The organism is Sulfitobacter sp. L-8 (assembly GCF_056859255.1).
In genome coordinates, this window is record NZ_JBSXOD010000051.1 from 120,659 (window position 1) to 146,477 (window position 25,819).

At 51.8% G+C, this 25,819-nt stretch carries 21 protein-coding genes and 1 tRNA gene; 14 read left to right on the forward strand and 8 right to left on the reverse strand.

Annotation, left to right across the window (positions count from 1 at the left end; all coding sequences use genetic code 11):
* Window positions 1-15: 15 nt before the first annotated feature.
* Together AC13DE_RS11640 and AC13DE_RS11645 are read right to left on the reverse strand one after the other, a co-directional pair.
* Window positions 16-1,317 carry a flagellar hook protein FlgE gene (locus tag AC13DE_RS11640; RefSeq protein ID WP_446313091.1) on the reverse strand — a complete coding sequence of 434 codons (1,302 nt, stop codon included), beginning with the start codon at window positions 1,315-1,317 and terminating at the stop codon, window positions 16-18.
* 130 nt (window positions 1,318-1,447) lie between these two features.
* Window positions 1,448-3,268 carry a tetratricopeptide repeat protein gene (locus tag AC13DE_RS11645; protein WP_483047925.1) on the reverse strand — a complete coding sequence of 607 codons (1,821 nt, stop codon included), beginning with the start codon at window positions 3,266-3,268 and terminating at the stop codon, window positions 1,448-1,450.
* A gap of 121 nt (window positions 3,269-3,389) precedes the next feature.
* Here AC13DE_RS11645 and AC13DE_RS11650 point away from each other — a divergent pair, with 121 nt between their 5' ends.
* The 5 genes from AC13DE_RS11650 to AC13DE_RS11670 are packed head-to-tail and all read left to right on the forward strand — an operon-like array spanning window position 3,390 to window position 6,835.
* The gene (locus AC13DE_RS11650; protein WP_446295165.1) at window positions 3,390-4,121 is read left to right on the forward strand and encodes a flagellar hook-basal body complex protein; all 732 of its coding nucleotides are present in this window, start codon (window positions 3,390-3,392) and stop codon (window positions 4,119-4,121) included.
* Window positions 4,122-4,143: 22 nt separating this feature from the next.
* The gene (gene flgG, locus AC13DE_RS11655) at window positions 4,144-4,929 is read left to right on the forward strand and encodes a flagellar basal-body rod protein FlgG (RefSeq protein ID WP_483047926.1); all 786 of its coding nucleotides are present in this window, start codon (window positions 4,144-4,146) and stop codon (window positions 4,927-4,929) included.
* Between the two features lie 14 nt (window positions 4,930-4,943).
* Window positions 4,944-5,627 carry a flagellar basal body P-ring formation chaperone FlgA gene (flgA, locus tag AC13DE_RS11660; RefSeq protein ID WP_483047927.1) on the forward strand — a complete coding sequence of 228 codons (684 nt, stop codon included), beginning with the start codon at window positions 4,944-4,946 and terminating at the stop codon, window positions 5,625-5,627.
* Window positions 5,624-6,361, forward strand: coding sequence for a flagellar basal body L-ring protein FlgH (locus AC13DE_RS11665; RefSeq protein WP_483047928.1), 738 nt, complete (start codon window positions 5,624-5,626; stop codon window positions 6,359-6,361). Before flgA ends, AC13DE_RS11665 begins: the two co-directional genes overlap by 4 nt.
* A 15-nt stretch (window positions 6,362-6,376) precedes the next feature.
* Window positions 6,377-6,835, forward strand: coding sequence for a flagellar biosynthesis protein FlgH (locus AC13DE_RS11670; RefSeq protein WP_446313088.1), 459 nt, complete (start codon window positions 6,377-6,379; stop codon window positions 6,833-6,835).
* Window positions 6,836-6,851: 16 nt separating this feature from the next.
* Here the strand turns inward: AC13DE_RS11670 and AC13DE_RS11675 are convergent, their stop codons facing one another.
* Genes AC13DE_RS11675 through AC13DE_RS11685 form a run of 3 tightly spaced genes read right to left on the reverse strand, consistent with a single transcriptional unit; the run spans window position 6,852 to window position 9,751 of the window.
* On the reverse strand, window positions 6,852-7,523 hold the full coding sequence (locus AC13DE_RS11675; protein ID WP_483047929.1) for a flagellar hook assembly protein FlgD: 672 nt from the start codon (window positions 7,521-7,523) through the stop codon (window positions 6,852-6,854).
* A gap of 13 nt (window positions 7,524-7,536) precedes the next feature.
* Window positions 7,537-9,078, reverse strand: coding sequence for a flagellar hook-length control protein FliK (locus AC13DE_RS11680; RefSeq protein ID WP_483047930.1), 1,542 nt, complete (start codon window positions 9,076-9,078; stop codon window positions 7,537-7,539).
* A gap of 1 nt (window position 9,079) precedes the next feature.
* A complete protein-coding gene (locus AC13DE_RS11685) occupies window positions 9,080-9,751 on the reverse strand; it encodes a sigma-70 family RNA polymerase sigma factor (RefSeq protein WP_483047931.1) in 672 nt (223 codons plus the stop codon).
* Between the two features lie 484 nt (window positions 9,752-10,235).
* Here AC13DE_RS11685 and AC13DE_RS11690 point away from each other — a divergent pair, with 484 nt between their 5' ends.
* The 5 genes from AC13DE_RS11690 (at window position 10,236) to AC13DE_RS11710 (ending at window position 15,758) form a co-directional block, all read left to right on the forward strand.
* The gene (locus AC13DE_RS11690; RefSeq protein WP_483047932.1) at window positions 10,236-11,549 is read left to right on the forward strand and encodes an HlyD family type I secretion periplasmic adaptor subunit; all 1,314 of its coding nucleotides are present in this window, start codon (window positions 10,236-10,238) and stop codon (window positions 11,547-11,549) included.
* A 47-nt stretch (window positions 11,550-11,596) separates the two neighbouring features.
* Window positions 11,597-12,523, forward strand: coding sequence for a glycosyltransferase family 2 protein (locus tag AC13DE_RS11695; protein WP_483047933.1), 927 nt, complete (start codon window positions 11,597-11,599; stop codon window positions 12,521-12,523).
* Window positions 12,513-13,196, forward strand: a complete 684-nt coding sequence (locus AC13DE_RS11700) for a class I SAM-dependent methyltransferase (RefSeq protein ID WP_446295175.1) — start codon at window positions 12,513-12,515, stop codon at window positions 13,194-13,196. The genes AC13DE_RS11695 and AC13DE_RS11700 overlap by 11 nt, the downstream gene beginning before the upstream one ends.
* A 9-nt stretch (window positions 13,197-13,205) precedes the next feature.
* Complete coding sequence (locus tag AC13DE_RS11705) at window positions 13,206-14,606, forward strand: oligosaccharide flippase family protein (protein WP_483047934.1); 1,401 nt, start codon at window positions 13,206-13,208, stop codon at window positions 14,604-14,606.
* A gap of 81 nt (window positions 14,607-14,687) precedes the next feature.
* On the forward strand, window positions 14,688-15,758 hold the full coding sequence (locus AC13DE_RS11710; protein ID WP_483047935.1) for an acyltransferase family protein: 1,071 nt from the start codon (window positions 14,688-14,690) through the stop codon (window positions 15,756-15,758).
* On the opposite strand, the gene AC13DE_RS11715 is transcribed toward AC13DE_RS11710, so the two are convergent.
* Window positions 15,726-17,768 (reverse strand): hypothetical protein, encoded by a 2,043-nt coding sequence (locus AC13DE_RS11715; protein WP_483047936.1) that lies wholly within the window; start codon window positions 17,766-17,768, stop codon window positions 15,726-15,728. The two genes, AC13DE_RS11710 and AC13DE_RS11715, sit on opposite strands and share 33 nt — an antisense overlap.
* Window positions 17,769-17,996: 228 nt before the next feature.
* On the opposite strand from AC13DE_RS11715, the gene AC13DE_RS11720 reads away from it, so the two are divergent.
* The gene (locus tag AC13DE_RS11720) at window positions 17,997-19,382 is read left to right on the forward strand and encodes an O-antigen ligase family protein (protein ID WP_483047937.1); all 1,386 of its coding nucleotides are present in this window, start codon (window positions 17,997-17,999) and stop codon (window positions 19,380-19,382) included.
* 506 nt (window positions 19,383-19,888) lie between these two features.
* Window positions 19,889-21,328: an ATP-binding cassette domain-containing protein gene (locus tag AC13DE_RS11725; RefSeq protein ID WP_483047938.1), complete on the forward strand. Its 1,440-nt coding sequence runs from the start codon at window positions 19,889-19,891 to the stop codon at window positions 21,326-21,328.
* A gap of 100 nt (window positions 21,329-21,428) precedes the next feature.
* On the opposite strand, the gene AC13DE_RS11730 is transcribed toward AC13DE_RS11725, so the two are convergent.
* Both AC13DE_RS11730 and AC13DE_RS11735 read right to left on the reverse strand, forming a co-directional pair.
* Window positions 21,429-22,520 carry a ParB/RepB/Spo0J family partition protein gene (locus tag AC13DE_RS11730; protein ID WP_483047939.1) on the reverse strand — a complete coding sequence of 364 codons (1,092 nt, stop codon included), beginning with the start codon at window positions 22,518-22,520 and terminating at the stop codon, window positions 21,429-21,431.
* 1 nt (window position 22,521) lies between these two features.
* The gene (locus tag AC13DE_RS11735; RefSeq protein WP_446295182.1) at window positions 22,522-23,907 is read right to left on the reverse strand and encodes an AAA family ATPase; all 1,386 of its coding nucleotides are present in this window, start codon (window positions 23,905-23,907) and stop codon (window positions 22,522-22,524) included.
* 526 nt (window positions 23,908-24,433) lie between these two features.
* On the opposite strand from AC13DE_RS11735, the gene AC13DE_RS11740 reads away from it, so the two are divergent.
* Together AC13DE_RS11740 and AC13DE_RS11745 are read left to right on the forward strand one after the other, a co-directional pair.
* Complete coding sequence (locus tag AC13DE_RS11740; protein WP_483047940.1) at window positions 24,434-25,615, forward strand: replication initiation protein; 1,182 nt, start codon at window positions 24,434-24,436, stop codon at window positions 25,613-25,615.
* 117 nt (window positions 25,616-25,732) lie between these two features.
* A tRNA-Arg gene (locus AC13DE_RS11745) sits at window positions 25,733-25,810 on the forward strand.
* Window positions 25,811-25,819: the final 9 nt, after the last annotated feature.

Consider the following 25,819-nt stretch of genomic DNA (forward strand, 5'->3'; position numbering starts at 1 on the left):
CCAGACCGACCAAGCCTATCGCTTCAGCCGCGTTGTTTCGTCCATCATATCATCTACCGTGGTGATCACTTTGGCATTGGTCGAGAAAGCGCGCTGTGCTTTGATCAGATCAGTCATCTCTTGTGCGATGTCGACGTTCGACGCCTCTAACGCGCCGGCATTAATGGAACCAACGGTAGAAGAATTGGCCTGTAGCGCAGAGAAAGAGCCGGTTTCACCGGAAAGACGATAAGCATTGCCTTTCACTTCGACTAGCCCATTAGGGTTGGCCACCACGGCTACGGGAATATCGTATAGGGCACGGCGCATACCGTTATCAAAGATCCCAAACAAGGTGCCGTCTTCCGAAATCTCGCTACGTATCAGTTGGCCAACGCTCGATCCGTCACGGTCAAATGAAAGGCTGAAGTCACCTGCGAATTGGCTAACACCGTCGAATGCCCCGGGTCTGCCAAGGGTGATATTGATCTCTTGCGGCACGGCCCCGTTGTTCAGCGTAACCGTGGCCACTCCGGTGGTACCGTCTACGGAAAACGCGGCAGGCGCGGTCGCCGTGGAGGTCACATTCGAATAATTCAATGGCGAACCGGCAGCGGGGCCGGAGTTGCTGAATTCCATTGTGACACCACCCAAGGGGTCGCCGTTTTGGTCAGCGATCGACAAATCCCACGTATTCGCGACTGTTGTTGGCGCCCACGAAAAACTGAGCCGCTGACTCTCCCCCAGGGCGGAGAACAGCTCTGACGTCGTGACAAATGGCGCACCCGGCGTCGCCAGACCGGTATCCTGCGAAGGCAAGTTGCCAAAAGACTTGATAGAAGTGGTCACCCCGGCGGAAAGATTGACGTTTCCGACGTTGACCGTTTCCATCTGCTTAAAGGAACTGCGGTCAACGGACCCGATCGATCCGTCCAAGCCGTAAGGATATCCAGAAAGGAAATAGCCCGCAGCGTTCTTCAGGTTCCCCTGCTCATCGGGAAGAAACGAACCGGCCCGCGTTAGCATATAGTTGGTTTGAACTTTTTCATTGGGGTTCAACGAAACAGCAAAGAATCCGTTACCACCGATTGCCAGGTCAGTCGATGAATTGGTCGAGATCAGGCCGCCCGCGGTCGCAATATCAACTTGCTTTACAGCCTCGACCGAAAGCACCCCTTCGGCGCTCCCGCCGGAAGCAGTAGTGGTCACCATCTGCGCAAAACCACGGCGATACCCGACGGTGTTCGAATTTGCGATGTTTTCAGAAATGCTGCCCACAGCCTTTGAGTTGGCGCGCAACCCACTGACACCGGTTTGAAGCGCACTAGAGATACTCATGATCTTACCCCATTTTTGCTTTTCATATTCTTGCTTAAGTAAACATGTAAGAAGTTTAGTTTAAGGAAGGTTAAAGAAATACCATTTGTTGTTGTGACTATACTTGCCGCGCAAGAAATAGTCTATCTTTTCATGGCGATATCCCGGATTTAGCAATGCTTTCGAATGCCTGCTCTAAACGAGCGAGGCTTTCTGCTGCCCGGTCAGCACGCAGGGGTAGAATGTTGTCACGCTCTTCACTTATGCTTTTCGCCAATGATATCAGGTAGTTGGATGACGTAAGGCTTGGGTAGGCACGTGTGACCAAATCCAACGTTTCCACATCGTCTGAACGGTAGGCCGCAATCAACAGCCGTGTCGCGTCCTGCAAATAAAATTCTTCGGGGTATTTGTTCCACAAGCGCAGCAGCACATCCGCCGCTTGCGTCCAACGCTGCTCTTCGGAAAACGCCAGCCCAAGGTTCCGAAGGTAATCGCTGCTCGGGGCTTTGACTTTGGTCTCCATCAAGGCGGGCCTGTCCCCCAGCTGGGCCAAAACGCCGGCCATCACAATCCGGTATTCCTCTTCTAGCGCGCCTGCATCGTCGACATCCATCAGATCAAGGGTCAATCGGGCATCAGCGTAAGAACCCGCACGCAACTGCGTTTGAGCCAGCTTCAAATGCAGCCTGAAGATATTTTGGTTAAAAGAGCTGTCCTTCTCTTCCTGTTTTTCCTGCAAAATCCGGGCAGCGCGTCGAAACTCCTTGGCTGCGAGGTCTGTTGCACCCAAGGTCAGCATATAATCGCCAAAGGTTTCTATCTGGTCGGTAAACCCATCGAGATATCTAAAGTACGGCAGTAACTTGAGGTGCAGAGCCATCCAAGCCGACAAGGGATACTGCCCCTCTCCGCCTTTATCATACACCGCCTTGAGCAACCCCTGCGCCTCCTCCTCAATAGAAGCGGTTTCGGCCCGATAGGGAAAACGCAGCAACAGCTTCCCCAAAGTCAAAACATGCTCGGCGTCGTTATCCAGCGCATGATAAACACGCCCCAGCCTGCGCAAAACCTCAAGCTCGTATTGTCCGCCGCGCCACGCCTCTGAACCATTAGACAGTGCATTCTGAGCCGCCAACAGCGCACCTCGGCTTCCGTTTCGCAGCGACATATCGGCAATGGCAAGGCGCGCCCGCACAGCGTAGTGGTCCCAACCGCTGGCCGCATCGAGATAGCCCTTTAGCGCCGTCGTGTCGTTACCGCGTTTTTCAGCGGCACGGGCATGCAGAAAAGTGCCCGCCGTTGCCGCTGACGAATCTTGCTGTTCATCCAACAATCGCAGCGCTGCGTCCACGTACTGACGGCGATCCAGTTCGATTGCCGCCTCCAGAAGTACAGGAAGTGTCGCGCGAATAACTGCCGCTGGTTGACGGCTGAGACCCGCAAAGCTTGGCTCTATGTTAAGCGACAAGGACAAAATATCTGACGTCGCAATAGCATTCAAACTGGCCCAGAACGCGCGGTCGGGCCGTCCGGGAAGCGCAAGCGGAGAAGTCTCGTAGTCTGGCGCGCCTTCGGGCGGCGGCTCCCCTTCGAGCAATCGCACAGCATCCATTAAGGTCCGATGGCGCCGGATGGCATCTTTTCCCACCGGGGTGATACCAGCCAGCACCGAAGATGCCTCATAGAGCAGCATATGCGTGATATAAAGCTCGGCTATGTTCAGCAGTATATCTTCGTTGCGCGATCCATGCGCAGCGCTCAGCGCTTCGATCTGTCGCTTAAGGTCATTGTGAAATCCAGCGGCGGACCAGCGGTTCAAATCCATGTCGCTGCGCCAAGCGTTTTGCGGCGTCGCCACATCCGGATCCAGCGCTTTTGCAAGATCAGTCGTGGAAGCGCCAAGAACACCAGAAGATACCCCCAACAATAACGCGGCATTAAATGCAATTATGCGACTCAGTGGGGGCACATCTATCCTTCAATTTACAATTAAAACTTGCCTTATTCTTGTATTCGTGAAATTTTATGTTTGCAACAGAATGTCTCATCCAGACATTGCTTTGATGTCCAACCAACAAGCGGAGAGCTGAATGACAAATATCACGTATGTGTCCCTCTCTCAGGCGACCGCGCTCGCACGCAACATGGACTCCACAGCGCATAACCTCGCCAACTCTTCCACATCGGGGTACAAGGCGATCCACCCCCTTATTGAATCGGTGCCGGACGGCAACGGAGATTCAAGCGTAAGCTATGTACGCGACAAGGGCACCTATCTGGAACTGGAAAGCGGGCCGCTCACCCCGACTGGCAACCCGTTTGACATCGCGATATCCGGCGAAGGCTGGCTGGCGTACCAACTGCCCGGAGGCGGAACCGGTTATAGCCGACACGGCAGTCTGGTGGTGGATGTCGACGGGCAACTAAAGACGTCAGGCGGCATGCCGCTTCTGGGTATTGGTGGCGGGCCTGTTCAATTACCCGATGACGTGGGCGATGACGTACTGATTTCGACAGGCGGCACACTTACAAACCCGGCGGGCGCGGTGCTCGGGACCATCGCGGTGGTGAATATCAACGACGCAGCAGGCATGTTGCCCATTGGTGGGGGGATGTATCAACTGCCTGAAGGTGCCGGCGTGCCCCAACAGTCAGCGACCCCCGTCATCAAACAGGGTTTCGTCGAAGGCAGCAACGTCAAAGCCGTTCTTGAGATGACCCGACTTATCGACATTCAGCGCGCATATGACAATGCGGTCAAACTGATGGGGTCGGATGACGATCTGACGCGGACAGCAATCCAGAAACTTGGGCGCGTATAATCGCGTTATTTAGGAGCATACGATGAAAGCACTCGGGATCGCGGCAACAGGGATGTTGGCACAGCAAACCAACGTGGATGTCATCGCCAACAACATCGCGAACGCCAATACGACGGGCTTTAAAAGCGGCCGCGCTGCCTTTCAGGACCTTGTTTATCAAAGCTTCAACAGCGCGGGTTCCTTGACATCAGCATCCGGGACGGCCCGCCCGGTAGGTACCGATATCGGCCTGGGCGTCCAAGCGGCAGGGGTTATCCGTCACAATGCGCAAGGCGGGTTGATACAGACCGAAAATCAGTTGGATCTGGCAATCGAGGGTCGCGGCTATTTTGTTGTCAATCGTCCTGATGGCAGCCAAGCTTTTACCCGTGACGGCAATTTCCAACTTAGCGCTCAGGGCCAACTGGTCACGCTCAACGGGTATGAAGTTGAACCCGCCATCGTTGTGCCTGAGTTGACCCGCCAAGTTGAGATCAATCAATTTGGCGTGGTGATGGCATATGTCGAAAACAACCCCAATCCGGTAGAGCTGGGGCAGCTTAACTTTGCGACATTCCTAAACGAAGCCGGTCTCAAACCTGTCGGCGACAATCTTATGGAACAGACTTCAGCTTCTGGCGAGGCCGTGCAATCCACCCCCGGCACGCCCGGCGTCGGCATTACCCGTCAAGGATATCTGGAACAATCGAACGTGAATATCATCCAGCAGATAACTGACCTGATTTCAGCGCAGCGCGCCTATGAGATGAATTCAAAAGCCATTGAGACCGCCGATCAGATCATGACAACCACCAACCAAATCAAATAACGGGACATAGCACGATGATGCGTATCAGGGCAGCTTTGGTGATGGTTCTACAGCTTGTTGCTGTAGGCTTTTTCGCGTCATCCGTGGCCGCACAAAGTGTATCCGTACCCGAGTTGATCGAGGAACGTGCAATCGCAGAACTGGGTGCGAGGCTGCCGGCGGACGCCCAAATCGACATCCGAATGGCAAAAGGCATGATCGAACGCGGTAACTTCATACAGGAATTCTGGATGGACGCCGATACCGGCCAGTTCATCGCCAATGTCGCGACAGAAGACAATCTGACACAGCGGGTGTGGGGCATAGCGATGGTCACGCTGTCCGTTCCCGTCCCGACCAGACGCATAGCGCCCGATGAAATTGTCCGCAGCGAAGATGTTGCATTGGTCGCAATGCCGCTGCAAAGGATCGGCACCTACGCAATCGAGAACTTTCAGGATCTCGTCGGGCAACAGGTGCGCCGAATGCTGGTGGCCGGGCGCCCGGTTCCGCGTAATTCTGTCATGCCGCCCCGCATCATCAACCGCGGGGAAAAGGTAAAGATCAGGCTTAATCACGGTGGTTTGCAGCTAACCGCGAAAGGCAGGGCGTTGGACGATGCGTCCAAGGGTCAGGAACTTCGCGTCGTCAACCTTTCAAGTAACAAAGCATTGTCCACCATCGCCACAGCCGCTGGTGTCGTTGAGGTTATACAATGAGAAAAATCCGTTTTCCGCGCCGCGCAGGTATCATGCTGTCGTTCATTGCATTAACGATCAGTGGCTGCGGAGATTTCAAAGAAACGCACAACCCCACGGTCAGTGACCTGTCGCTTAGCCCCGAAGCAATGGGTGAGGTCAACAGGATCAGTATTCCCATGCCGATCCCTGCACCGGTTCAGCCGCCAAAACGCGCGGAAGCCGCAAGCCTTTGGGGCGCAAAAACCCCGCAGCTGTTCCAAGACCGTCGCGCGGAGGATGTCGGTGATCTGGTCACTGTGCTGATTGATATCAACGATCGTGCTCAGCTGCAAAACGCGACAGGCCGCAGCCGATCATCAACCCAAGGCGTGTCTGATCCGGACATATTGGATTTCAACTTGTCGACCAGCAGCGGCAAGGTTCTGGGGCTGGAAAGCAATTCATCTGCGAACGGCGAAGGGTCGATACGCCGGAATGAATCGATCCGTTTGCGGGTGGCGGCGCTGATTATCCAGACTTTACCGAATGGAAACTTCGTTATTGCGGGCAGACAAGAGGTCAAGGTCAACGCCGAGCTGCGCGAGCTTCGTATTGCCGGTATCATTCGTCAGTCTGATATCAACGTCGACAACACGATCGACTATGACAAGATCGCCGAAGCACGGATCACCTATGGCGGACGCGGGCAGATTTCGACCGTTCAGACCGCACGTTATGGGCAGGATATTCTTGAAGTCATCTTGCCCTACTGACACAAGGCGCCGTTGATGAAATACCTCATCCTGATCATGTGCGTCATCGGTGCAGGCGCGTTGGGGTATTTCGGCGAAGGCTATTTGCGTCCTGTCAGAGCGGCTAAATCCGACCCGAACGCATCGGACAAGCAGGACCTGCTGTTCAACATGCCCTTGGGCAAATTTACCATGCAGATCACACAGAACCGCAAGGTACTGCATCTGGTGTTCGATTTGGATGTGTACATCATGGGCGCTTCCGCGTTTCAAAGCCTGAACGGAGCAGTAGGACGGGCCAGGCTACGCGATGCTACTGTGACAGCTATTTCCGAGCTTGCCGAAACTGATCCAAACTTAGCACAACCTCACGAGGCAGAAGCTCGCCAGGCAGAGCTAACTTCGCAAATTGTCCGCAAGCTTTATGTTACCTTTCCCTCGGTCAGAACCGCACGGTTAAATAGTTTCCACGCCAATGTGACCGCGCGGGAATAGGATGCTGATGCTTAGACTATCGTGCGGATTTAACCGTTACGGATGATGCGGTTTCTCCTCCGTCCAACCCGAACACGATTTCGCCTTCCTGAAACCTGACGTCTTCAACCCGCGCGCTACGGGATGCCTGGACGTTGACTGCTTCGCCAGCGGTATTTTTGGCTGCCAGTTGCACGGTGTATATTCCATCCAGTTGAGGGTTGCCGTAATCATCTTTCCCATCCCAACCCAACTGGTTTTGCGTACCAGAAAGCACCGATAGTCCGGTAATAGTACGAATGGTACGCCCTAAGGGATCGATGATCTTTGCCGTGACTTCCGAAGCGGCCTCACCTACCTCGTAGGTAGTAGCCGTGGCTCCATTCTTTAACATCACCGTATCGGATTGGATTGTCACGTCGCGACCCAACAGATCCGTACCCCCTAAATTGAGCAATCCGCTGATCTGGCTTGATACGGTTTCAAGCTGTGTATTTGTCTGCACGGCCTGTTCAACCTGCGAAAGCTGTGCGAGCTGCGCCACAAATTGCGTACTGTCCACGGGTTCAAGCGGGTCTTGGTTCTGTATTTGTGCCGTCAGCAAGGTCAGGAACTTATTGTAATCATTTCCCAGTTGAGACAATGAATCGCTGGCTGAGTTCTTATTGGCCGCTGTCATATTGCTAAGCAATGTTGGGCTGGTAAGCATGATTCACTTCTCCTTAAGTGAGAATATTTAGTTGGTTGTCTGCCACGACATCCTCGTGGCGTATACCCGATGAAGCGCCAGCAAAACCAACGTCGTCGCCGTGTGCCTGGGCCGACTGACCGTGTTTACCCTGATTGGAATCGCCTGAAAAGCCTTGTTCAAAGTCAAAAGACCCGGCGTCGGTCAACCCCATTGCCGTCGCCAGCATCTGGCGTTCATCGCGCAACGTTTGAAGAACCATCGGATTTTCCACTCTCACGACCACGCGCAAAGAGCTGTCTTTGTCGGTGACGATATCAATCTCGATCTGTCCCAATCCACGCGGATGCAGACTCACGGATGTTCGCCCTTCTTTGACGTCCACCGCCTTGACCTGAGCAACCAACGCCTGTGCAAACGGCTTTGGCTGGGGCTTGATTGCCTCTTCCAACGGACCGGAAGCTTTGATCTGACTCACCTGATCGGGAAGCAGTGAGGCCCCTGGCTCCACCGGGCGGGGCAACTCGCGTGTTTCCACCGCAGGCATCAAAGACGACACCTCGGCAATTGCCTTGCCCCCTTGCGATAATGAATTCAAAAACGAATTCGTATCGCTCGTGTTGAACTGTCCCTTTACGGGTTTGGCGGTTGTAGCTTCGGGGTCCGTCACAGTGGGTTGTGTACTGCCTATTTTTGGAGTCACGAGAGGTATGCCCAGTTTGGTCTGCTCAGCAACGGGTCGGCTGGCGAGCAATCCTTTGCCTTTCGGCTCAATGGCCTGGAGGGTCTGCGGGGCGACAACCGCAGCGACACCGGAGTTGTTCTGAACGCCCGACAGTGAAGAGATCTCGGAAGGTAGACCGGATATAACCTGTCCGCTTGCTGGAAAAGGTGCCCATACCTTAGGTGTTGCCGTATCCGGAGTAATTTCGGGTGTCAGGGTCTGCGTCGGGTTATGTACCAGAGCCGTTGGCACGGGCGCTACAATATCGGTTTGAGCAGTTTTTATACCCGGCACGAGCGGTGAGGACGAAGCTTGAACGGTCTGCGCCATCACGGCTTGCACACCAGTGGTCGAAGCAGTCTGCAGTCCCGATCCCGTCGACATTTTTTCTGGAGTGCCCTCACCTGCCAGGGCTCCATCAAACGACCCTCCAATCAGGGGGGGTGAGACCGCTATTGGCGTCGCCACTGCTTGCGGTCCCAATGAAGCAACTGTCGCAATCGCTTGGCCATTATTGCTGGCCGCGCCGACATTCAGGCTTTCGCCCAAAATTCCATTGCCAGGTGTCAAAATCGTATTGCCAGATGTCATAACCGTGTTGCCGGATGTCAAAACCGTCTGTTCCGCAAAAAGAGCAGGGAACAGCGCAAAGCCGCCCTGCACTTCGGCGCTGATCAGGTCTTGTTCATCCAGGCTGGTGAACCCGGTCAGCTCTATTGTTTCACCAGAAGCCGCCTGACCTTGGAGAGCTGTATCCAACAGCATTTCAAAGCCCCCAGGAACTTGGCCCCCGAGCTTTGTCATCTCAACTGGCTTGGCGGCTGTCATGGTGGCTGGCAAAGTAAAGTTCATATCAATGCACCTTACTGGTTAAGATACCGCGTGTAGCCAATTCGAACTTAAGCCGAGACATGGCACGTCGTTCGATCTGCCTTAGCTTGGTGCTGTTTATTCCCAGACGGGCAGCCAAGCACTGAATGCTCTCGGGCGGCTGCTTGAGGGCTCTTGAATATAGGACTTCGCGGTCGGTGTCCTCCAGAACAGTCATGGCATCTTGGAGGCGGGAGCGCAGGAGGTCCTGAGTGGACCGCGCAATGACGGTTTCTTCCGGATTAGGATCGTCCGACACGAGCGTAGCGAAGCTGTCTTCGTCATCAATCGAATGCTGCGTCGAATTCTGAGTGCCGGCAGGGGTTTCCACCACGGCCCGGAGCTGGTCCCGGGCTGTCATCGTCGCGTTTTTCACCCACCACCTTGCATAGGTTGAAAATCGCACATCGCGGTCAAGATCAAACAAATCAGCGGCATGGATCAAGCCCAATATACCCTCCGACACCAGATCCTCTCTTTCTGTCTGGTCGTCGCTCAGCTTTCGCGCCCAGTAAAAAACAATTCTTGCGTGGGAAAGCACGAGAGATTTAAGAGCACATTGATCTTTGCTGACCTGCCAATGTTTCAATAACACCCTCTCGTCTTCCAACGCCAACAAGGGTGCATTCCTCGCTGCTGCATAAGATATCGTCATTGCCTGCCTACTTTTTTTCTTTTACATGACCACAGTTCTTATGAGCGGGAAAGTTTATTTTGCTTAAAGGTGGGTTAAACGCGATTTTATCCTTGGTTTTTATAGGTCTTTAAAGGATATTTAATTCAGTTTAGCCTTAGATTTGATAGAGATAAGTTTTTGCCCGAATGCACGTATCGACGGCATCAAATGGGTTTTCAAAAATTCATTATCCCAGCCATATCCAGACCAAGGCGCGCGATACAGCAAGAGCCTGTCGCGTTGAAATTATTGATGTTTTTGATGTCAGGTTTGGGATGTCCTTCGACTTGATCTCTGTGTCTCACTTGTCGTTTGGCGAAGGCGAGGTTGACGCGTTGGATCGATCCCGTCGCTCTGATCCTCATTGATGCCGTTATTTCGCCCCCTTCCTGACACGTCGGTCTGGCCTTTCTGACCAAACAGGCAATGCCATATTTCGTTGCCGAAACCGGAAGGACGCCCAATGCACGAACCAGAACTCTCGAAACCGGAAACCAGCCTACGCGGGCTGATCACCGTTGCCGTAGTGTCCATAATCCTTCTGATTGGCGTTTTGGGCGGATGGGCCGCTACGACAGAAATTAGTGGTGCCGTGATCGCCCACGGCCGGGTTGAAGTTGCTGGCAAACCCAAAGTCGTTCAATCACTTGATGGCGGTGTCGTTTCAGAACTGAGTGTGCGCAATGGTGACACTGTCCAAGCTGGTCAGATTATCGCCCGCCTCGATCCGACATTCTTGCAGATCAACCTTGAAATGGCGCGCACCCGGCTCGTGGACGTCTCAAGCCGACAAGCAAGGCTGGAGGCTGAAAGCACCAACGCAAAAGAAATCAGTTTCGACTTCCAAAGCCTACCCTTTGAAGTCGCTCAGGCTCGCAAAATCAAGGCCATGGCGGGGCAACAGGAAATCTTTTCCACCCGTGCCAAGATACGCACTAGCCTGCGCGAGCGCATGGAAAGCAACGTCAAAGCAATAGAAACCCAAACCAAAGGTTACACTGAACAGATAGAAGCGTTGGAGAAGCAGATAGCGTATCTTGATGAGGATCTGCAATCCGCTGTAGCTTTGGTCGCCAAAGGCCTGTCGCGGCAAACGCAGCTAACCCAAATACGTCGCCAACGTGCTGCATTGAGCGGCGAATTGGCGGGCAGACAGGCGGAGCTTGCCAACCTAAAGCACCGCAAATGGGAGTTTTCTCTGGAACTCTTGCAAAACGAGCAGCGCTTTCAGGAACAGGTCGCGACGGAACGCCACGAAGTGACAGCGGAATTTCATGAGCTGAAGATGGCAATCATTGCACGTCAGGCCCAGCTGGAACGCGTGAATATTCGCGCACCTGTTGATGGCATTGTGCACGAACTGCAAGTTACGACGATTGGCGGCATCGTAGCTGCCGGCGGAACGTTGATGAATGTAATTCCCCAGCAATCAGGTTTTGAATTCGAAGCTCGCGTATCGCCGCAATCGATCAGCCTTGTTCATGAAAATCAAAAAGCGCAGATAACGTTAAGCACGCTTACCCGGCAAAACGCCTTACCATTGTCTGGCAAGGTCAGCGCGATATCGCCCGAAGCCATTACAGACCGGGTGACCGGTGAAGTCTTTTATCGTGTGGCGCTGGAAATATCGCCAGAGGAGCTTGCCAGCTTGCCAAAGACGACGAAATTGATTGCTGGAATGCCGCTGGAAGCGTTTCTACATACCGAGCAACGCACAGTTCTTAGCTACCTGATAGCGCCATTAGGCACGCAGTTGCGTCGCAGCTTTCGCAGTTAACTGGAACGATTAGGAAAAAATTTACCAATTTCGCTTTTTTTGAAGGGATGGAAAATTCCCGCACTCGACAAGCAACAATCTCAGTAATCATTCCACATCTTAACCAAGGCAAGCAATTGCGAAGATGTCTGACAGCGCTTGGCGCGGGTCATAGGATCCCGGACGAGGTCATCGTGATCGACAATGGGTCGCACACCGTTCCTGATGAAATATGCGGGGACTTTGCGTGGGTCACACTGATATCGCAGCCTTTGCGAGGCCCTGGACTGGCGCGCAACCTTGGTGCGGCCCAGGCGACCGGCGAGCTATTGGCATTTATAGATGCTGACTGTTTTCCCGAACTTACTTGGCTTGCAGAGGCAGAAAACAGCTTTCGCGATCCTGGGGTGCATATCTCCGGAGGTGACGTAAAGATTTCATATGTTGACCCCCATCATCTGACGGCGGTGGAAGCCTATGAAAGCATATTCTCCTATCGCATGGAACACTACATCAAGCGTCAAGGGTTCTGCGGGACCGGTAACCTCGTCGTACGTCGTGACATTTTCGAAAGAATAGGTCCGTTCAAGGGGCTGACCGTCGCCGAAGATCGCGAATGGGGGCATCGAGCTTGCTTTAAGGGCTATCATATCCGGTACGCTCCAAAGCAGGTGGTATACCACCCTGCCCGCCCTTCTCTTGACGCGTTGCAACTCAAGTGGGATCGCCAGCTTACACATGATTGGGCTGAATGCTCCTCTAACTGGGGGCGCATAACTTGGGCGATGAAAGCCATGGCATTGGCTCTGTCACCGTTACCGGCCGTCGCGCAGATCATCTGTTCAAGTCGCGTCACGGGACTGCGCAATCGCGCGTCGGCTTGGTTTGTCCTTGTCAGGATAAGGCTGTTTCGCACAAAACGCATGATGCTTTTGTTGAACGGTGCAGATGCGTCAAGGCATCTGGAACAGTGGAACAAATTCGATGCCCTATGATCTACCTCGCTCGGCCTCAATGCCAACCGTAGAACACAATGTTAAGGCATCCTATCATGGGCTGGTCAGACACGAAGTATTGAAACTGGCACCGCAATGTTGCGGAAATGTACTCGACGTCGGCGGTGGCATCGGTGCAAGTTCCGCATATCTGAAGGCGACAAGGCGGGCACATACTGCTACAGTCATAGACTTGGTAGCAAGCGATTGCATGCCGGAAATTGACCAAACTTTCAGCGGGGACCTCGAAGACGCTGACTTGTTTGATCAAGTGGCGCAAAACTGTGAGCTCTTTGATGTAATTCTTTGCCTCGATGTGCTGGAACACCTGACAGACCCCTGGGCGGTCATCGACAGGTTGTCTGCAATGTTGGCTCCGGGCGGGTGTATCATCGCGAGCATTCCAAACGTACGAAATTACCGTCTTGTCGTTCCGCTGGTTTTTCAGGGAAAATTTGACTTGGCTGACAGCGGAATTCTCGACCGGACTCACTTGCGATGGTTCGTCAAGGACACAGCAAAATCATTGATGTCGCGCGGCGGCCTGCGTGTTGAATGTTGCCGCGGCTTCTTCGAGGGTCCCAAGAAAAAGACCTTTAATCTGTTGACGTTAGGTGTATTTCGTAACTTCCTCACGATCCAATATTACATTCGCGCAGTTAAGCTCGCGTAAAAGACCAATATGTTTGGGTCTATCGGAATACTATTGATAGGCAACTTCGGAGGCGCGTTTCTGACGGTGCTGCGGACCATCGTAATCTCACGGCTAATCAGCCTTGAAGACTTCGGAATTGGCACCGTGTTGGCTCTTGTGCTTGCGATGGTCGAGATGATTTCGGCGCTCGGCTTTCAGCAACAGATTGTACAGGCGTCGGATGGGAACGGCCAATCGTTTCAACAGAAACTACAGGGGGTTTCCATTCTGCGTGGGTTGCTTGCGGGCAGCGCGATATACCTATTGGCGCACCCGATTTCATCGTTCTTCGATATGCCACAAACAGTGGGCGCAATCCAGTTCATTGCAATAATTCCCGTGATTCTTGGGTTTATACATCTCGATATCCACCGGCTTGCGCGGCAAATGAAACATTTTCCCTCAGCGATAGTGGCGCTCCTTCCGCCACTCGGCTCTTTAATATCCGTGGTTCCGCTTTCGCACCTATATTCAGATTACCGGTTAATGCTTTTTGCAGTTCTGGTGCAGGCGGGACTTACAGTGATGGTGTCACATTGGGCAGCCATTCGAGATTACCAGTTCAGGATCGAGCCCAAAGCCATTCTACGGAGCCTACATTTTGGCTGGCCGGTTATGGTGAGTGGCACATTGCTGTTTTTGGTTTTCAATGCAGAACGGGCGATAATAGGACATAACTTCGGGCTGGAGGCATTGGCTCTGTTCTCCATTGCACTATCACTGACGTTGCTTCCGGCATTGGTAGTTTCACGCACAACCATGAGCTTTTTCCTCCCACAGCTCTCGGCTCTGCGAAGCGACGCATCTTATGCCGCGTTAGCAACGGCGACGCTACAAATACATGTTTTGCTAGGGTCAGCCTTTGTGGTAATCATTTCGTTTACCGGTAAGCCGTTTTTGTTAACGATGTTGGGTACCAAGTATCAATCAGCGGCCCCGTTTCTGATTTGGTTCGCGATTCTTCAAGCATTTCGAATATTCGAAGGGGGTTGTGCAATTGTAGCATTGTCAGCTGCTCAGACCACGAATGAAATTATGGCCAACGTCGTAAGAGTCGCACTTTTGCCGGCGGCCTGGCTGATTGCCCAAAAGGGCGGCGATGTCGTGTCAATTATCTGGATCGGCACAATCGGCGAAGCGGCGGGATTTGCCGTAGGTTTGACCCTCGCCTCACGTCGTCAGCAGTTATCGGTACGTCCCCTGATAGCACCGCTTGCATTGGCGATAATGACTTTGGCTTTAGTGGCCAGTTCTCATGTGTATCACCTTGGCTGGTGGACCAACGTGATGACGCTGGCCTTTTTAATTGCAACAGGATGTTACATGCGGGAGTTGCGAATTTATCTTCGCAAACCAGTTGTTGCTGTGCCCTCAGGTGAGAAAAATTAACCAAATTTTGGTAAAAATCGCTTTCTCTGCTACCATGACAATACGATTTTTCATCCTAACGCCATGTTAAGTTATCATATCGTGCTGGGTGATGTTTGCTCAGGCCGCAACAACCACTTTAACTTAATTCGCTTTGTAGCAGCTTATGCTGTTCTGGTATCGCACGCGTGGCCGATTTCCAGGGGGGTGGGCACGGATGAACCTTTAACTTCTCTGATTGGGTATTCGTTAGGTGAAATTGCGGTAATCATCTTTTTTTCTCTTTCAGGTTTTCTAATTACGAAAAGCTTCGAGCAACGCGCGTCTATCAGATCGTTCTTGATCGCCCGCTTTGCACGCCTGTTTCCCGGACTCGCCGTATCGCTTGTTTTCGTTGGATTCATCATCGGGCCGCTCACTAGTGAACTCGGAATGTGGAATTATCTGCAAGACCGCGAAACAGCGACGTTTTTTTTGCGCAACTTGACGTTGATACAATCACAATTCACCTTGCCCGGAGTCTTCGAAGATCTTCCCTATCCTGCGATCGAGGGGTCGATATGGACCCTGGCCCACGAAGCCGCCTGCTATGGTCTCGTCTTGGTGTTGGGCGTCGCCGGTGCGTTCAGGAAACGAATTACTCTTTCCATCATGCTCACCTTCTATGCGCTTTCCTGGATATTATTGCCAGTAATTGAGGTGTATGTTCATTCAAAATTACTTCAAACCTATGCCCTTGCATTACCATTTCTAGTTGGCACAGCATTTTGGCTCTGGCGTAATGTAATTTTCCTCTCTTTACCCATTGTGGTACTATTCTGGTCTGCATTTGTCTTGGGCAACGGTACAACTCTGGCGTATCCAGCGCTCGTTCTTGCGCTGACGTACACCCTGTTTTGGCTGGCGCATCTTCCGGAAAAGTTCCTGTTAAACTTTAACCGCAGCGGAGACTACTCTTACGGCATATATGTGTACGCATTTCCAATTCAGGGCTTGGTAATATGGCTTTGGGGTCCGATGCCTCCAACCATCAATATTGCCTACGCTGCGCCTGTTACGTTGATCTGTGCGATATTATCTTGGCATTATGTAGAAAAGCCCGCGCTATTATTCGCGCGAGCTTGCAAAGGTTCCCAAGCATTAAACGGCTTGCATTACCGCTCCAATCCGTGATTGTCCGCTGGTCAGTGCGTTCCCGAAAAGATCAAAACTGTACGCAGCCATTTCTTCGGTCAAAACCGGCAGTAACGAACCATTAGTGGGTGTATAATTACCCGCACCGGTGCCGGATCCACTATGCGAGGCGTCATTTACCCACACCGGATCGATGCCGACGAGCTCGCCTCTGGACGGCAGTTCACCTAACCACGAGGCTGGGCCATAAGTGCTACTGTTGTTCGATCCATCGGTACTGGCATTATCAGACCATCCCACCTTATACCGGACAGGCCAGTTTCCGACATTTAGACCCTGCCCCGCGAATACGTCCCCTTTGATGTTAAAGCGAGAGAACAGGTTAAAGTTCACATAAGCAGATTTTTCAACATTCTCTGTACCGTCGAGATACAATAGATTGGCACGTTCACCGACAATCGTATTATGGTGTAGAACAACATTTTGAGTGATGCTCACATCACTGTCAGCGTTCAGTCGCAAACCCGCATTAGTTGCCGCGCCCCAACTTTCGACGATATTGCCAACAAACGCAAAACCCCGGGGTCCGAGCGGGGCACTTACGCTTATGATCGGGTTTGACGTGGACCCGTTTGTAAACGTATTCCAGCCCAGAAACACTCCGGTCATAGCCGGACGGGCACCCAAAGCTTCACGCAAAGTGAACTCCGGTAGATCGGAACACCCGACAGCATGATATGTGATGGTTCCGGCACAGCCTTGGCATCCGATAGCAGTGACCATAATTGCTTCGGTAGAGAACGAGTTGCCCTGCTTCGGGTCTCCTCCCCCCCCAGTTCCACAATTTATCTGGGTGAAACGGCCTACTCTATAGACCCACGCACCGTAATAGGATGTCGCGTTGGCATCCCAGATACAGTTTTCCGTGATCAACAGGTTTTCAGCAGAAGTAGCCCCACTATCCAGAAAAACCACACTTCCACCGGTTTTCCGTAATGTCAGATGGCGAAGCTTCAAAAACGCTGGAATACCATTAAAAATACTACTTCCTCCGTCAGTCAGCACGGTCGTCGCTTGAGTAGCGGGGTCGGCAGCTTCGATAACCAACGGAACATGGGCGCTCTCCCCTTGAGCTTTAATGCTTCCGTGGACGTGGGTGCCCTCTGCAAGACGCACTATACCCCCCCCGACATCATTGTTACGGCCGAATTGGGTACCGTTGAACGCCTTTAGGGCAGTTACTGCTGATGGGATCGTCGCAAACGGCGACAATGCGGCTTCTGTGGCTAGAACTGATACGACACCGCTGGCATCGTCGCCGGTATCAACGTTAACATATACGTATCCGGTACCGTAACTTTCGGTGAAATCATTCCAGAGCCGCAAGGTGGTCAAATTAGGCGACGGATATGGGTCAGCGTCTGTTGAAATAGTAAACGGCTCCCCTACCCAAGGGTAAATCACAGCATCGACCGTCACGAGCTCTTTGTCTTTCAGAGTAGAGAAGTTTAAATTTGCAGAGAAATGAGGGACTGTTAACCCTGACGCATCATAATGTGCCGTGTCCATGTCGGAAACGGTTTGCGTAACCTCTGAAATACCATCACTTGCAATGAATTTTACCGCAGCCACAGGTTGGGAATTACGTGCGTAAGCATGCGAAACAGCTAGACGCAAGACATGGATTTCTGTCTTTATATGTTCTCGATCATGGTTCAACCACATCGCTATAGGCTTGGGATAAAGTCGTGTGCTGTTGTTGGTTGCCCCTGCGATGACATCACCAGCATAAACAAAGTTCGACAATGCCACATCCGCGTCGGCCAAGCTGTCTTGATTGGGGAAAGGGTTGCGAAGCCGAGAAGACACGCTGATTTGATCGTTCACCACATTTGGTGCCCCGGTCACGTCGAATCCAGGTCGTTGCACCGTCAGCACTTGGTCGGAGCCAAATGCATCGACCGTAACAGCGTCAGCATGTACCGCCTGCCAACCATCCTGCTTAACTTCTGAAACTTGCGGCGCGAGTATGGGGGTTTGAACTGCCAAACTAACGTCCGTTGGGAACTGCCCTAGTTTGACTCCAACGCCAATTAACATCTGCATACGCTCGCTCTCCGGCTAAAATTCCATAATATCGCCGATATACCACTGGTCGCGAGCTGTTGCAGAACACGCGATGCGTGCGCATCTGGGGTTAATCTTCATGAATACTTAACCGTTTAAGGATTTATTAGAAAAAACCTACGCGAGACTATTCTAAAAAGGTTTGTGATTATGAGGGCTACAAAACCTTTTACAATACAAAGCCGCCCTGCCCTCTCGCTCAATCGGATGCCCGCGACACTTCCCATTCCGGTTTTTGTGTACCTTTCTTCTATTATTTTACCAATCAGCTTTGAGCTTGGATCGTTTCACCTGTCTGCAATACGCCTTTTTTTAATAGTCATAATTATACCTCTTGGCGTGAACCTTCTGCGAGGTTGTTACGGCAAGCTGCTGGCCACAGATCTTCTTTTTACCCTACACATTGCCTGGGTCATTACCGCTCTAATTATAAATGATACGCCGGGAGTTATACAAAGCTTCGGATCTATTGGGCTCGAGTTTTTGGGTGGCTACCTCGTAGGCCGTGCGTATATTCGTGATCAGAAAAGTTTTGTGGCTTTATGTAAGCTATTTGGAGTTTTGATCGCGGTCTGCCTGCCGGTCGCTTTATTCGAGGCATTAACTGGCATTGCGGTAGTAATCGCGGTGTTGGATCAATTACCCTGGATATCGGCTCCTACCGACTTGGAGATACAGCGTCGTCTTGGGATCGAGCGTGTACAATTATCTTTCGAACATCCAATCCATTGGGGCCTTTTTAACTCCTTCGCCGCTGCCTTATGCTTCATCGGGTTGAAAACTACGTACAGTCTGTGGATTCGATCGGTTTTACTTGGCTGTGCTGTGTTGGGCTCCGTTCTCTCGGTGTCCAGTGGTGCAATTATGTCAATTCTCCTTCAGATGGGGATCATTGCCTGGGCGTATATATTTCACAACCTTCATCGCAAGTGGTTGATATTATTAATAACTATCCTTGCTGCATATGTTTCGGTCGATCTGGCATCAAACCGGACTCCTCTTCAGGTCTTTATGAGCTACGCAACTTTTTCTGCACATAGCGCTTATTGGAGATCAACTATATTTGACTGGGGGCTGCTTAATATTCAAATGCAACCCTTTTTCGGTTTGGGCTTCAAGGACTGGCTCCGGCCCGAATGGATGCATACACCTAGCATTGACAATTTTTGGCTATTGATCGCCATGCGCTTCGGCGTTCCGGCATTTTCCTTTCTTATTTTCGGGTATGGTTGGGCATTGTGGCGGATCAGTCAGCGAAATTTCGATCACCTTCCAGCAATTAAGGCCCACCGTCAGGCCTGGATAATCTGCGTCATAGGGCTGGGCTTCGCATTGACCACGGTACATATCTGGGGCGCAATCTACAGTTTAACGTTTTTTATCGTCGGTTCCGGGATGTGGCTTGTCACCACTGGGACCAAAGGGGCGGTCACTACCCCTGCAAAGGTTGGGCCCATCATCTCCCCCCGAGCACCGAACCTGACCTACTGCCGCACGGACTCGACGCTTGCGTATTCCAGACGTCGCAATAGATAACAACGCTTACCTCTTTGAGAGGCGCATCAGATCAACTTACTGAAAATAATTATATTTTTAGCTTTATCGACGTTTCTATAGAAAATCGAAAGACTCCTCTCATAAACCCTCCTAGCCCATATGAGGTGGTCAAAAAGTATTTAGAGAGGCTGGAGAGTAATGGATGGAGCTGGAAAGCAAAGCCTATATGCAAGATTGCTCCACCAACAGAAATCAGGGTTTCTTTTAGTACTGCTTCTAAGCGCACTTACTAACATCCTGACGCTGACCGGATCTGTTTACATGCTGCAGGTCTACGATCGTGTCATACCAACGGGTTCAGTCGTTACCCTATTTGGTTTACTCATTATTGCAGTCACGCTGTATGGTTTTTTGCTCTCTTTGACATGCTGAGACAACGGATTCTGTCTCGTATATCTCTAAGAATTAACCTCGATTTAGGAGAAGAGTGTTTCCGCGCCTGGATACGCTCCGGCCCCCGCAAGCGCCCCAATGATGACGAGCCTTTGCTCGATCTCGGCATACTAACTAAATTTCTGTCGGGACCATTAGCAATCAGTGTATTTGATCTACCTTTCGTGCCGTTATTTTTGCTGTTCCTATTTTTTATCCACCCTTGGTTAGGAGGCGTTGTATTCGCGGCGCTTGTTCTAGGTGCTTTGGCTGCGTCGACTGCCACAATGACAGTACGCCCGATGCATGCGGCAGCACAACGACACCAACACAATCTTCATGAATTTTCAGACAAATCCCGACATGCAGCGGAGGCATTAAGTGCAATGCAGATGCAACGGCATGCCGGCAAGCGATGGAAAGTGATGCATGACAAATTCCTCGCATTTTCGCAAAAAACAAGCTTACCGTCTGAACTACTTTCGACGGTAACTAAGACTTTGAGAGCCCTGCTTCAAACGGTGCTTCTAACTGTTGGGGCAATGCTGGTTATCCGTGATCAAATTACGCCGGGGATGATCATGGCGGTCCTGATTTTGTCGGGTCGTGTTTTGACTCCAGTTGATCATTTTACCACCAGATGGCGCGAGGTGCGTCACGCCTATATTTCACACCGCAAACTTAGCAGGTTCCACAACCTTGAGAGTACGCCCGCTAACCATGGGCCCGCAGCCATATCAAAAGGGCAGATAACCCTCCGTAAAGTAACAGTATTTCACCCCCATAACGTACGCGGTTTACATAACCCACCTTTACAAGGTGTTTCCCTCGACATCCCTCCCGGCACACAACTGGGCATCATTGGTCATTCCGCCACCGGAAAAACTCTACTAGCAAAAGTTATCTCCGGGGCTATCAAACCTGATTTTGGTGACATCTTCATTGACGGTGTTCCATTGCACGCCTTCCCTCCAGAGGCCTTGGAGCGCGCCATTGGATACCTCCCACAGAACGCAGCGCTTTTTTCGGCAACCGTGTTTGACAACGTTTCCCGATTTGACCCGAAAGCCACCGCTGCTGATGTGACCGCCGCGGCAAAGCTGGCAGGTGCACATGAAGCGATATCATCGCTTCCACATGGTTACCAAACCCATGTGGGAGAACGTGCCGAAGTCCCATTGTCATGCGGCCAAATACAGCTGATCGGGCTGGCACGATGTTTTATATTTCGTCCTCAGCTAATTATCCTAGACGAGCCATATACTCACTTGGACACTGCCGGAATACGCGCCCTGGATGATGCTATGGTACATCTAAAGCGTGAGAAGCGCACTATTATCGTGATGTCGCACAGCCGCGATTCATTTAAATCCATGGATAAGATCCTGACTTTAGAAAACGGTAGGTTGAAAAATCTAGACCGGCCAGATCAAGTTAAATGCCGAGAACACCCCACACGCATTAATGCCTTACCTCAAACCCTAGTGCCGACCCCTCGAAAGGCCGTTATCCCCAATTTAGCACGCTCGCCACACAGCCCACTTAAACAATGAGGTTTCCACCTTGGAAAAGTTGATTGAACATCGTTCAAGCTCCGACAATCACCGAGACGAAAAGCACTGAGCCCGGATGCACTACCTTCGTCAGATCAAATCACTTTAGAGCTTCGGACATGAGGGCCATAACCGTTTGTATTAGCTGCGGAGAGACCTCTTTACCTGTCAACCGAATGACCGCACCCTCATCGTCTACCCCTGATTGGACGGTCACACCCGACGGCGTAATGAATCTGTCGCTACTGACCCAGTCAACTTTGGATGGTTTTAACTTGGGGCGCCCGCCCCGCGCTGGATCATGGAGTGTGTTGGCGTTGTTCGACAACACTGCCTCAATGGTTGCCCATTCGCTTTTTGCGCCAGTGGCGTGCCCTCCCCCTAACGCCTCTCGGAGACTTACTTCGGCACCGTTTCGCAAAGCTGACGCGAGCCTGAGTCCGTCTTTTTCTCTGATCGTTTCCGGAAACTCGAGCAGATCGCCGAGCTCTTCGAAAATCATCGCGAAAGATCTAATTTTACTGCGCTTGGCCTTGGACGCGGCTGCAAACATTTGTGCCACTGCGTCTTCAGTCGTTGCAAACGCACCCTGCTGCGCGGCAATTGCAGCGATACGGCCCCTTTCGTAATGACTTAAGTCTTGACGAATTTCATTTTCTTCCACCATAGCCACAAACGCACCGCCCATTTCCGATGGGTCGCGTACGACAGCTTTAATCGACTTGAACTTCGCTTCAGCGCTTCGAGCATAAAGGTTCTGCTGCGCAATCAGGCGACGATATCCTGACAGCAAACCGTATTGCTTATCAGTTCTGCTGCTGCGGATTTCGTAAACTTCGATAGGCATTCGAACACCGTGAAGGCTTATCGAATACTCCAGCTCATCCATCGCCTCCCTGTCTAGCACGGTCCTGTCTCGTTGCATCGACTGAGGTTCGATAGTGTCAATCGGCAGATTCAAGATAATCAAGCCTGCTGCGTCAGCTTCGCGGAATTTCTGCGCTTCAGTAGTTTCGCGAGCCCGGCGTGAACGCTCTTCTAATGTTCCGCTTTCATATGCGTCCGCTGTGTCTGCCGCCACCTGCGCAATTGGGGCTGCCGAAGACCTAGCGGGGGTTTCGCGGCGAAACTCCTCCTCTATTCGACTCATATCATCTGCCGAAGGGGCTTCTAGTTTCCTACGCTTTGCCATGTTACTCTTCCTCCTGCTTGAGTGCCTGAAGATCACGCCACCACGTTCCCAGAACCACCTCTTTGACCTCGGCCCATGTCCGATCAAATGTCTCGCGTCCCCGCACATAGGTATCGCGATTGAACTCGCGGTAGTCTGCCTCGTAAATGCCGTTTACTTGTTCGCCCGCCTGTCCAACCATCGCCGTAACCTCTTGGCGATATGTCGTCATGAAATCACCAAAGTAGGCCTGAATCACATTAGCCAAATCGGTCTGCTGCCCTGCGTCAAATCTGGTAATTAACGCACGTACCGCGTCCCATTCAAATTTCATTTCGCTTAACCCGTCTTGGCGACGAATGCGATTTTCACCCTCCTCAATACTCGCAAACGTCGAATAAAGCATGTCAAAAAACCGCCCCGTAGAGTCGAACTCCAAGAATGATGCGCCTAAAGGCACGAGCAAAATATCCGCCGCAGCGAGTGCGTTAATTGTCAGGTAGCCAAGGGCAGGGGGTGTATCGATGAATATCAGGTCGTAGTCATCCAGTATACCCTCGGATGAGAGCGCATTGGTCAATGCATCCCACAATGGCCACGAACGCACCTGCATGCGCCAAACAGGCACCTGAAACTCGGCCCAGTATAGATTCAGCTGGGCTCCAATGAGGTCGATATTGGGCCAGTGGGTGTTCTGAATGAGGTTTCGCGGCGAAACCTCAAGGCTCTCGGTTAAGGTTTCATCCAAAGGAAGTTCAGCTTGGCCTCGGGCAGCTCTGACGGCATTTTCACCTCGAAGATGGTTTGCAAAATCCTTGGCGAGCAAAGGAAAAGCCGTCGACCATTCGTCAGGCACAACTCCGCCCATAATTGAGGTTAACGAACCTTGGCTATCAAGGTCGATAACCAAGACGCGATATCCATCCAAGGCAGCCGACATGGCCAAATGTGCGCAGGTAGAAGTTTTTCCAACGCCTCCTTTGAAATTGGCTACCGAAATGATCTTTGCAGGAAGTCCGTCCGGCCGCCAAGATTTGTATTGTTTATTTGACGCACCTTCGGTCGCAAAGTATTCCCTGAGTATCAGGACATCCTCTAGCGCGAACCATTTTGACCCAGCCTCCCCGGCACCTTGCGGCAATTCGGGATGCGCCTTTAAAACACGCCGCAGGTGAGCGGGAGCCACGTCCAACAGATAGCGACACACTTCCCAGGTAGAGAATTTGCGCAATCGTTTTTTGCCGTCAGGCGCATATCCTCTCTTAGAAAGATCGTCGCGACCTTTGGTGGCAAACGCGGCCGCTTTCGCGAACCTTGCGGTATCAATGGGTTCTGAAAGACGTGCAGCTGCGGCTTCTGGATCAATATTGAAGTATGATGGGGTCGGAGCTTTGGGAGTAAATGTCATGACTTCTCGATGATGTATGCAGAATTATCGCTTGGATGAGGATTTATCGCACATCACAAGCTTCATGTGAAATTGAATCGCTGTATTTCCGGCAAACTGAAGAAAATAACGGTAGCTCAACGTATAAATGTGTAGAGTCTTTAGTATCTTTAATAGTTTTGGACAATAATTATCTTTTATTAATAACGGCTTAAATGTGTTTAGGGACCTGCATACAGGACTAAGGGCATCCATATACAGGGTTGAAGGTGCCTAGATACGGTAGAAACGGTACCGATTCGCAGTAGGAAGGGTACCAGTGTCCGTGAACCGCAAATTTAGAGTCTTATTTAGCCGCTTTAGGCTCTGTGGCGATATTCGAGCTATCACTTTATCCTGTAGATTGGTACCTATCTGACTAGATCGCGCAATCTATTGCGGAAAAATACGGCAGGCTAAGGCACCTCACCTGGCCTTGCCTATAGGTTCCTTTTATCTGTACAAAGCATATCGAACGCTGAATGATGGGTGTGCAGGGGATCGTGAAATGAAACGCCACGAAACGGACATTCCCAAAGAAAAGTTAACGGGAGCCCTACGCAGGGAATCCGTGAAAAAGCATGTTGCTGCGATCCATGTTTCGGGAAAACTCACGCTGTTGCAACGCAAGCTTTCCAATGTATTGTTGCTGAACGCCTATGACACGCTGACCAGTCAGCAGGTCTATATGATCGACGCACGGACTCTGTGCCTGATGATTGGGTATAACTCCAACGACATGGAGACACTCAAACAGTCTCTACGCGGGCTGGCAGAGACTGTTGCCGAGTGGGATATGCTGGATGAGAAGGGACAACAGGAATGGGGGGTGTCCAGCCTGTTGAGCTACGCGCGGCTAAAGGGGGGAGTGTGCGAATACGCATATTCACCGGCACTGGCGAGCAAGCTTAACGATCCCAAGGTATTTGCCCTGATCAACCTGAACATTCAGCGTCGCTTTACATCCGGGCATGCGTTGGCGCTGTATGAAAACTGTTATCGGTTCGTGCGGACAGGAAGCACGGGCTGGTGGTCACTCGACCTGTTCCGCCGCCTGATGGGGGTCGAGGACAGCGCATATTATGCGATTTACAAGCAGCTGAATGCGAAGATCATCAAGCCTGCTGTTGCAGAGGTGAACAAGACTTCGAATATCGTAATTGTCCCCGAAATCAGAAAACGGGGCAGGGCGGTAACAGATATTCGTTTCAAGATTACGGAAAATCCGCAGTTGGCAATTCTGGATCTGGATGATGGGGCAGGGGCCCGCAAGTCGAATGTCTATGGCCAATTGCAGGCGCTCGGGGTCAACGACCGGCTTGCCCGACAATGGATAGCGGAACATGGCGAAGATCACGTCGGTGAGAAAATAAGTTATGTGGCAGGGCGCAGCAGCGTCCAGAATCCTGTCGGATATTTGACCGCCGCGTTGCGGGACGATTTCAACACTGAATCACCTTCTGTCCAACCTTCCAGCCCGCGGGCTAAACTGCTTGCGCGCATACGCGATCTTACCGCCGCCAGAACACCGACGCAGCGCGATGCCGACCGACGGCTATTCATGTCGATGATTGGATCACAAGACGCTCGCGATGACTTTGAGCGACACGGATGGATGTCCGCCCTCAATACGGCTGCGATCAAGGATTTTTGGGAGGAGCTTCAACCAGGCTCCTTCGATGACATTTAACATCATGTACAAATGTCAGTGGTCATACCGATTGATAGAAACGATGCGACGATGTCGAAAATGACCTATGCGCCGTTGACTCCCGCAGCGCTCTGTAAGAATAGGTGTCGCATATGCGGGCCGTTAGCTCAGCTGGATTAGAGCAGGGAACTTCTAATTCTCAGGTCGGGGGTTCGAGTCCTCCACGGCTCGCCATATGACCTG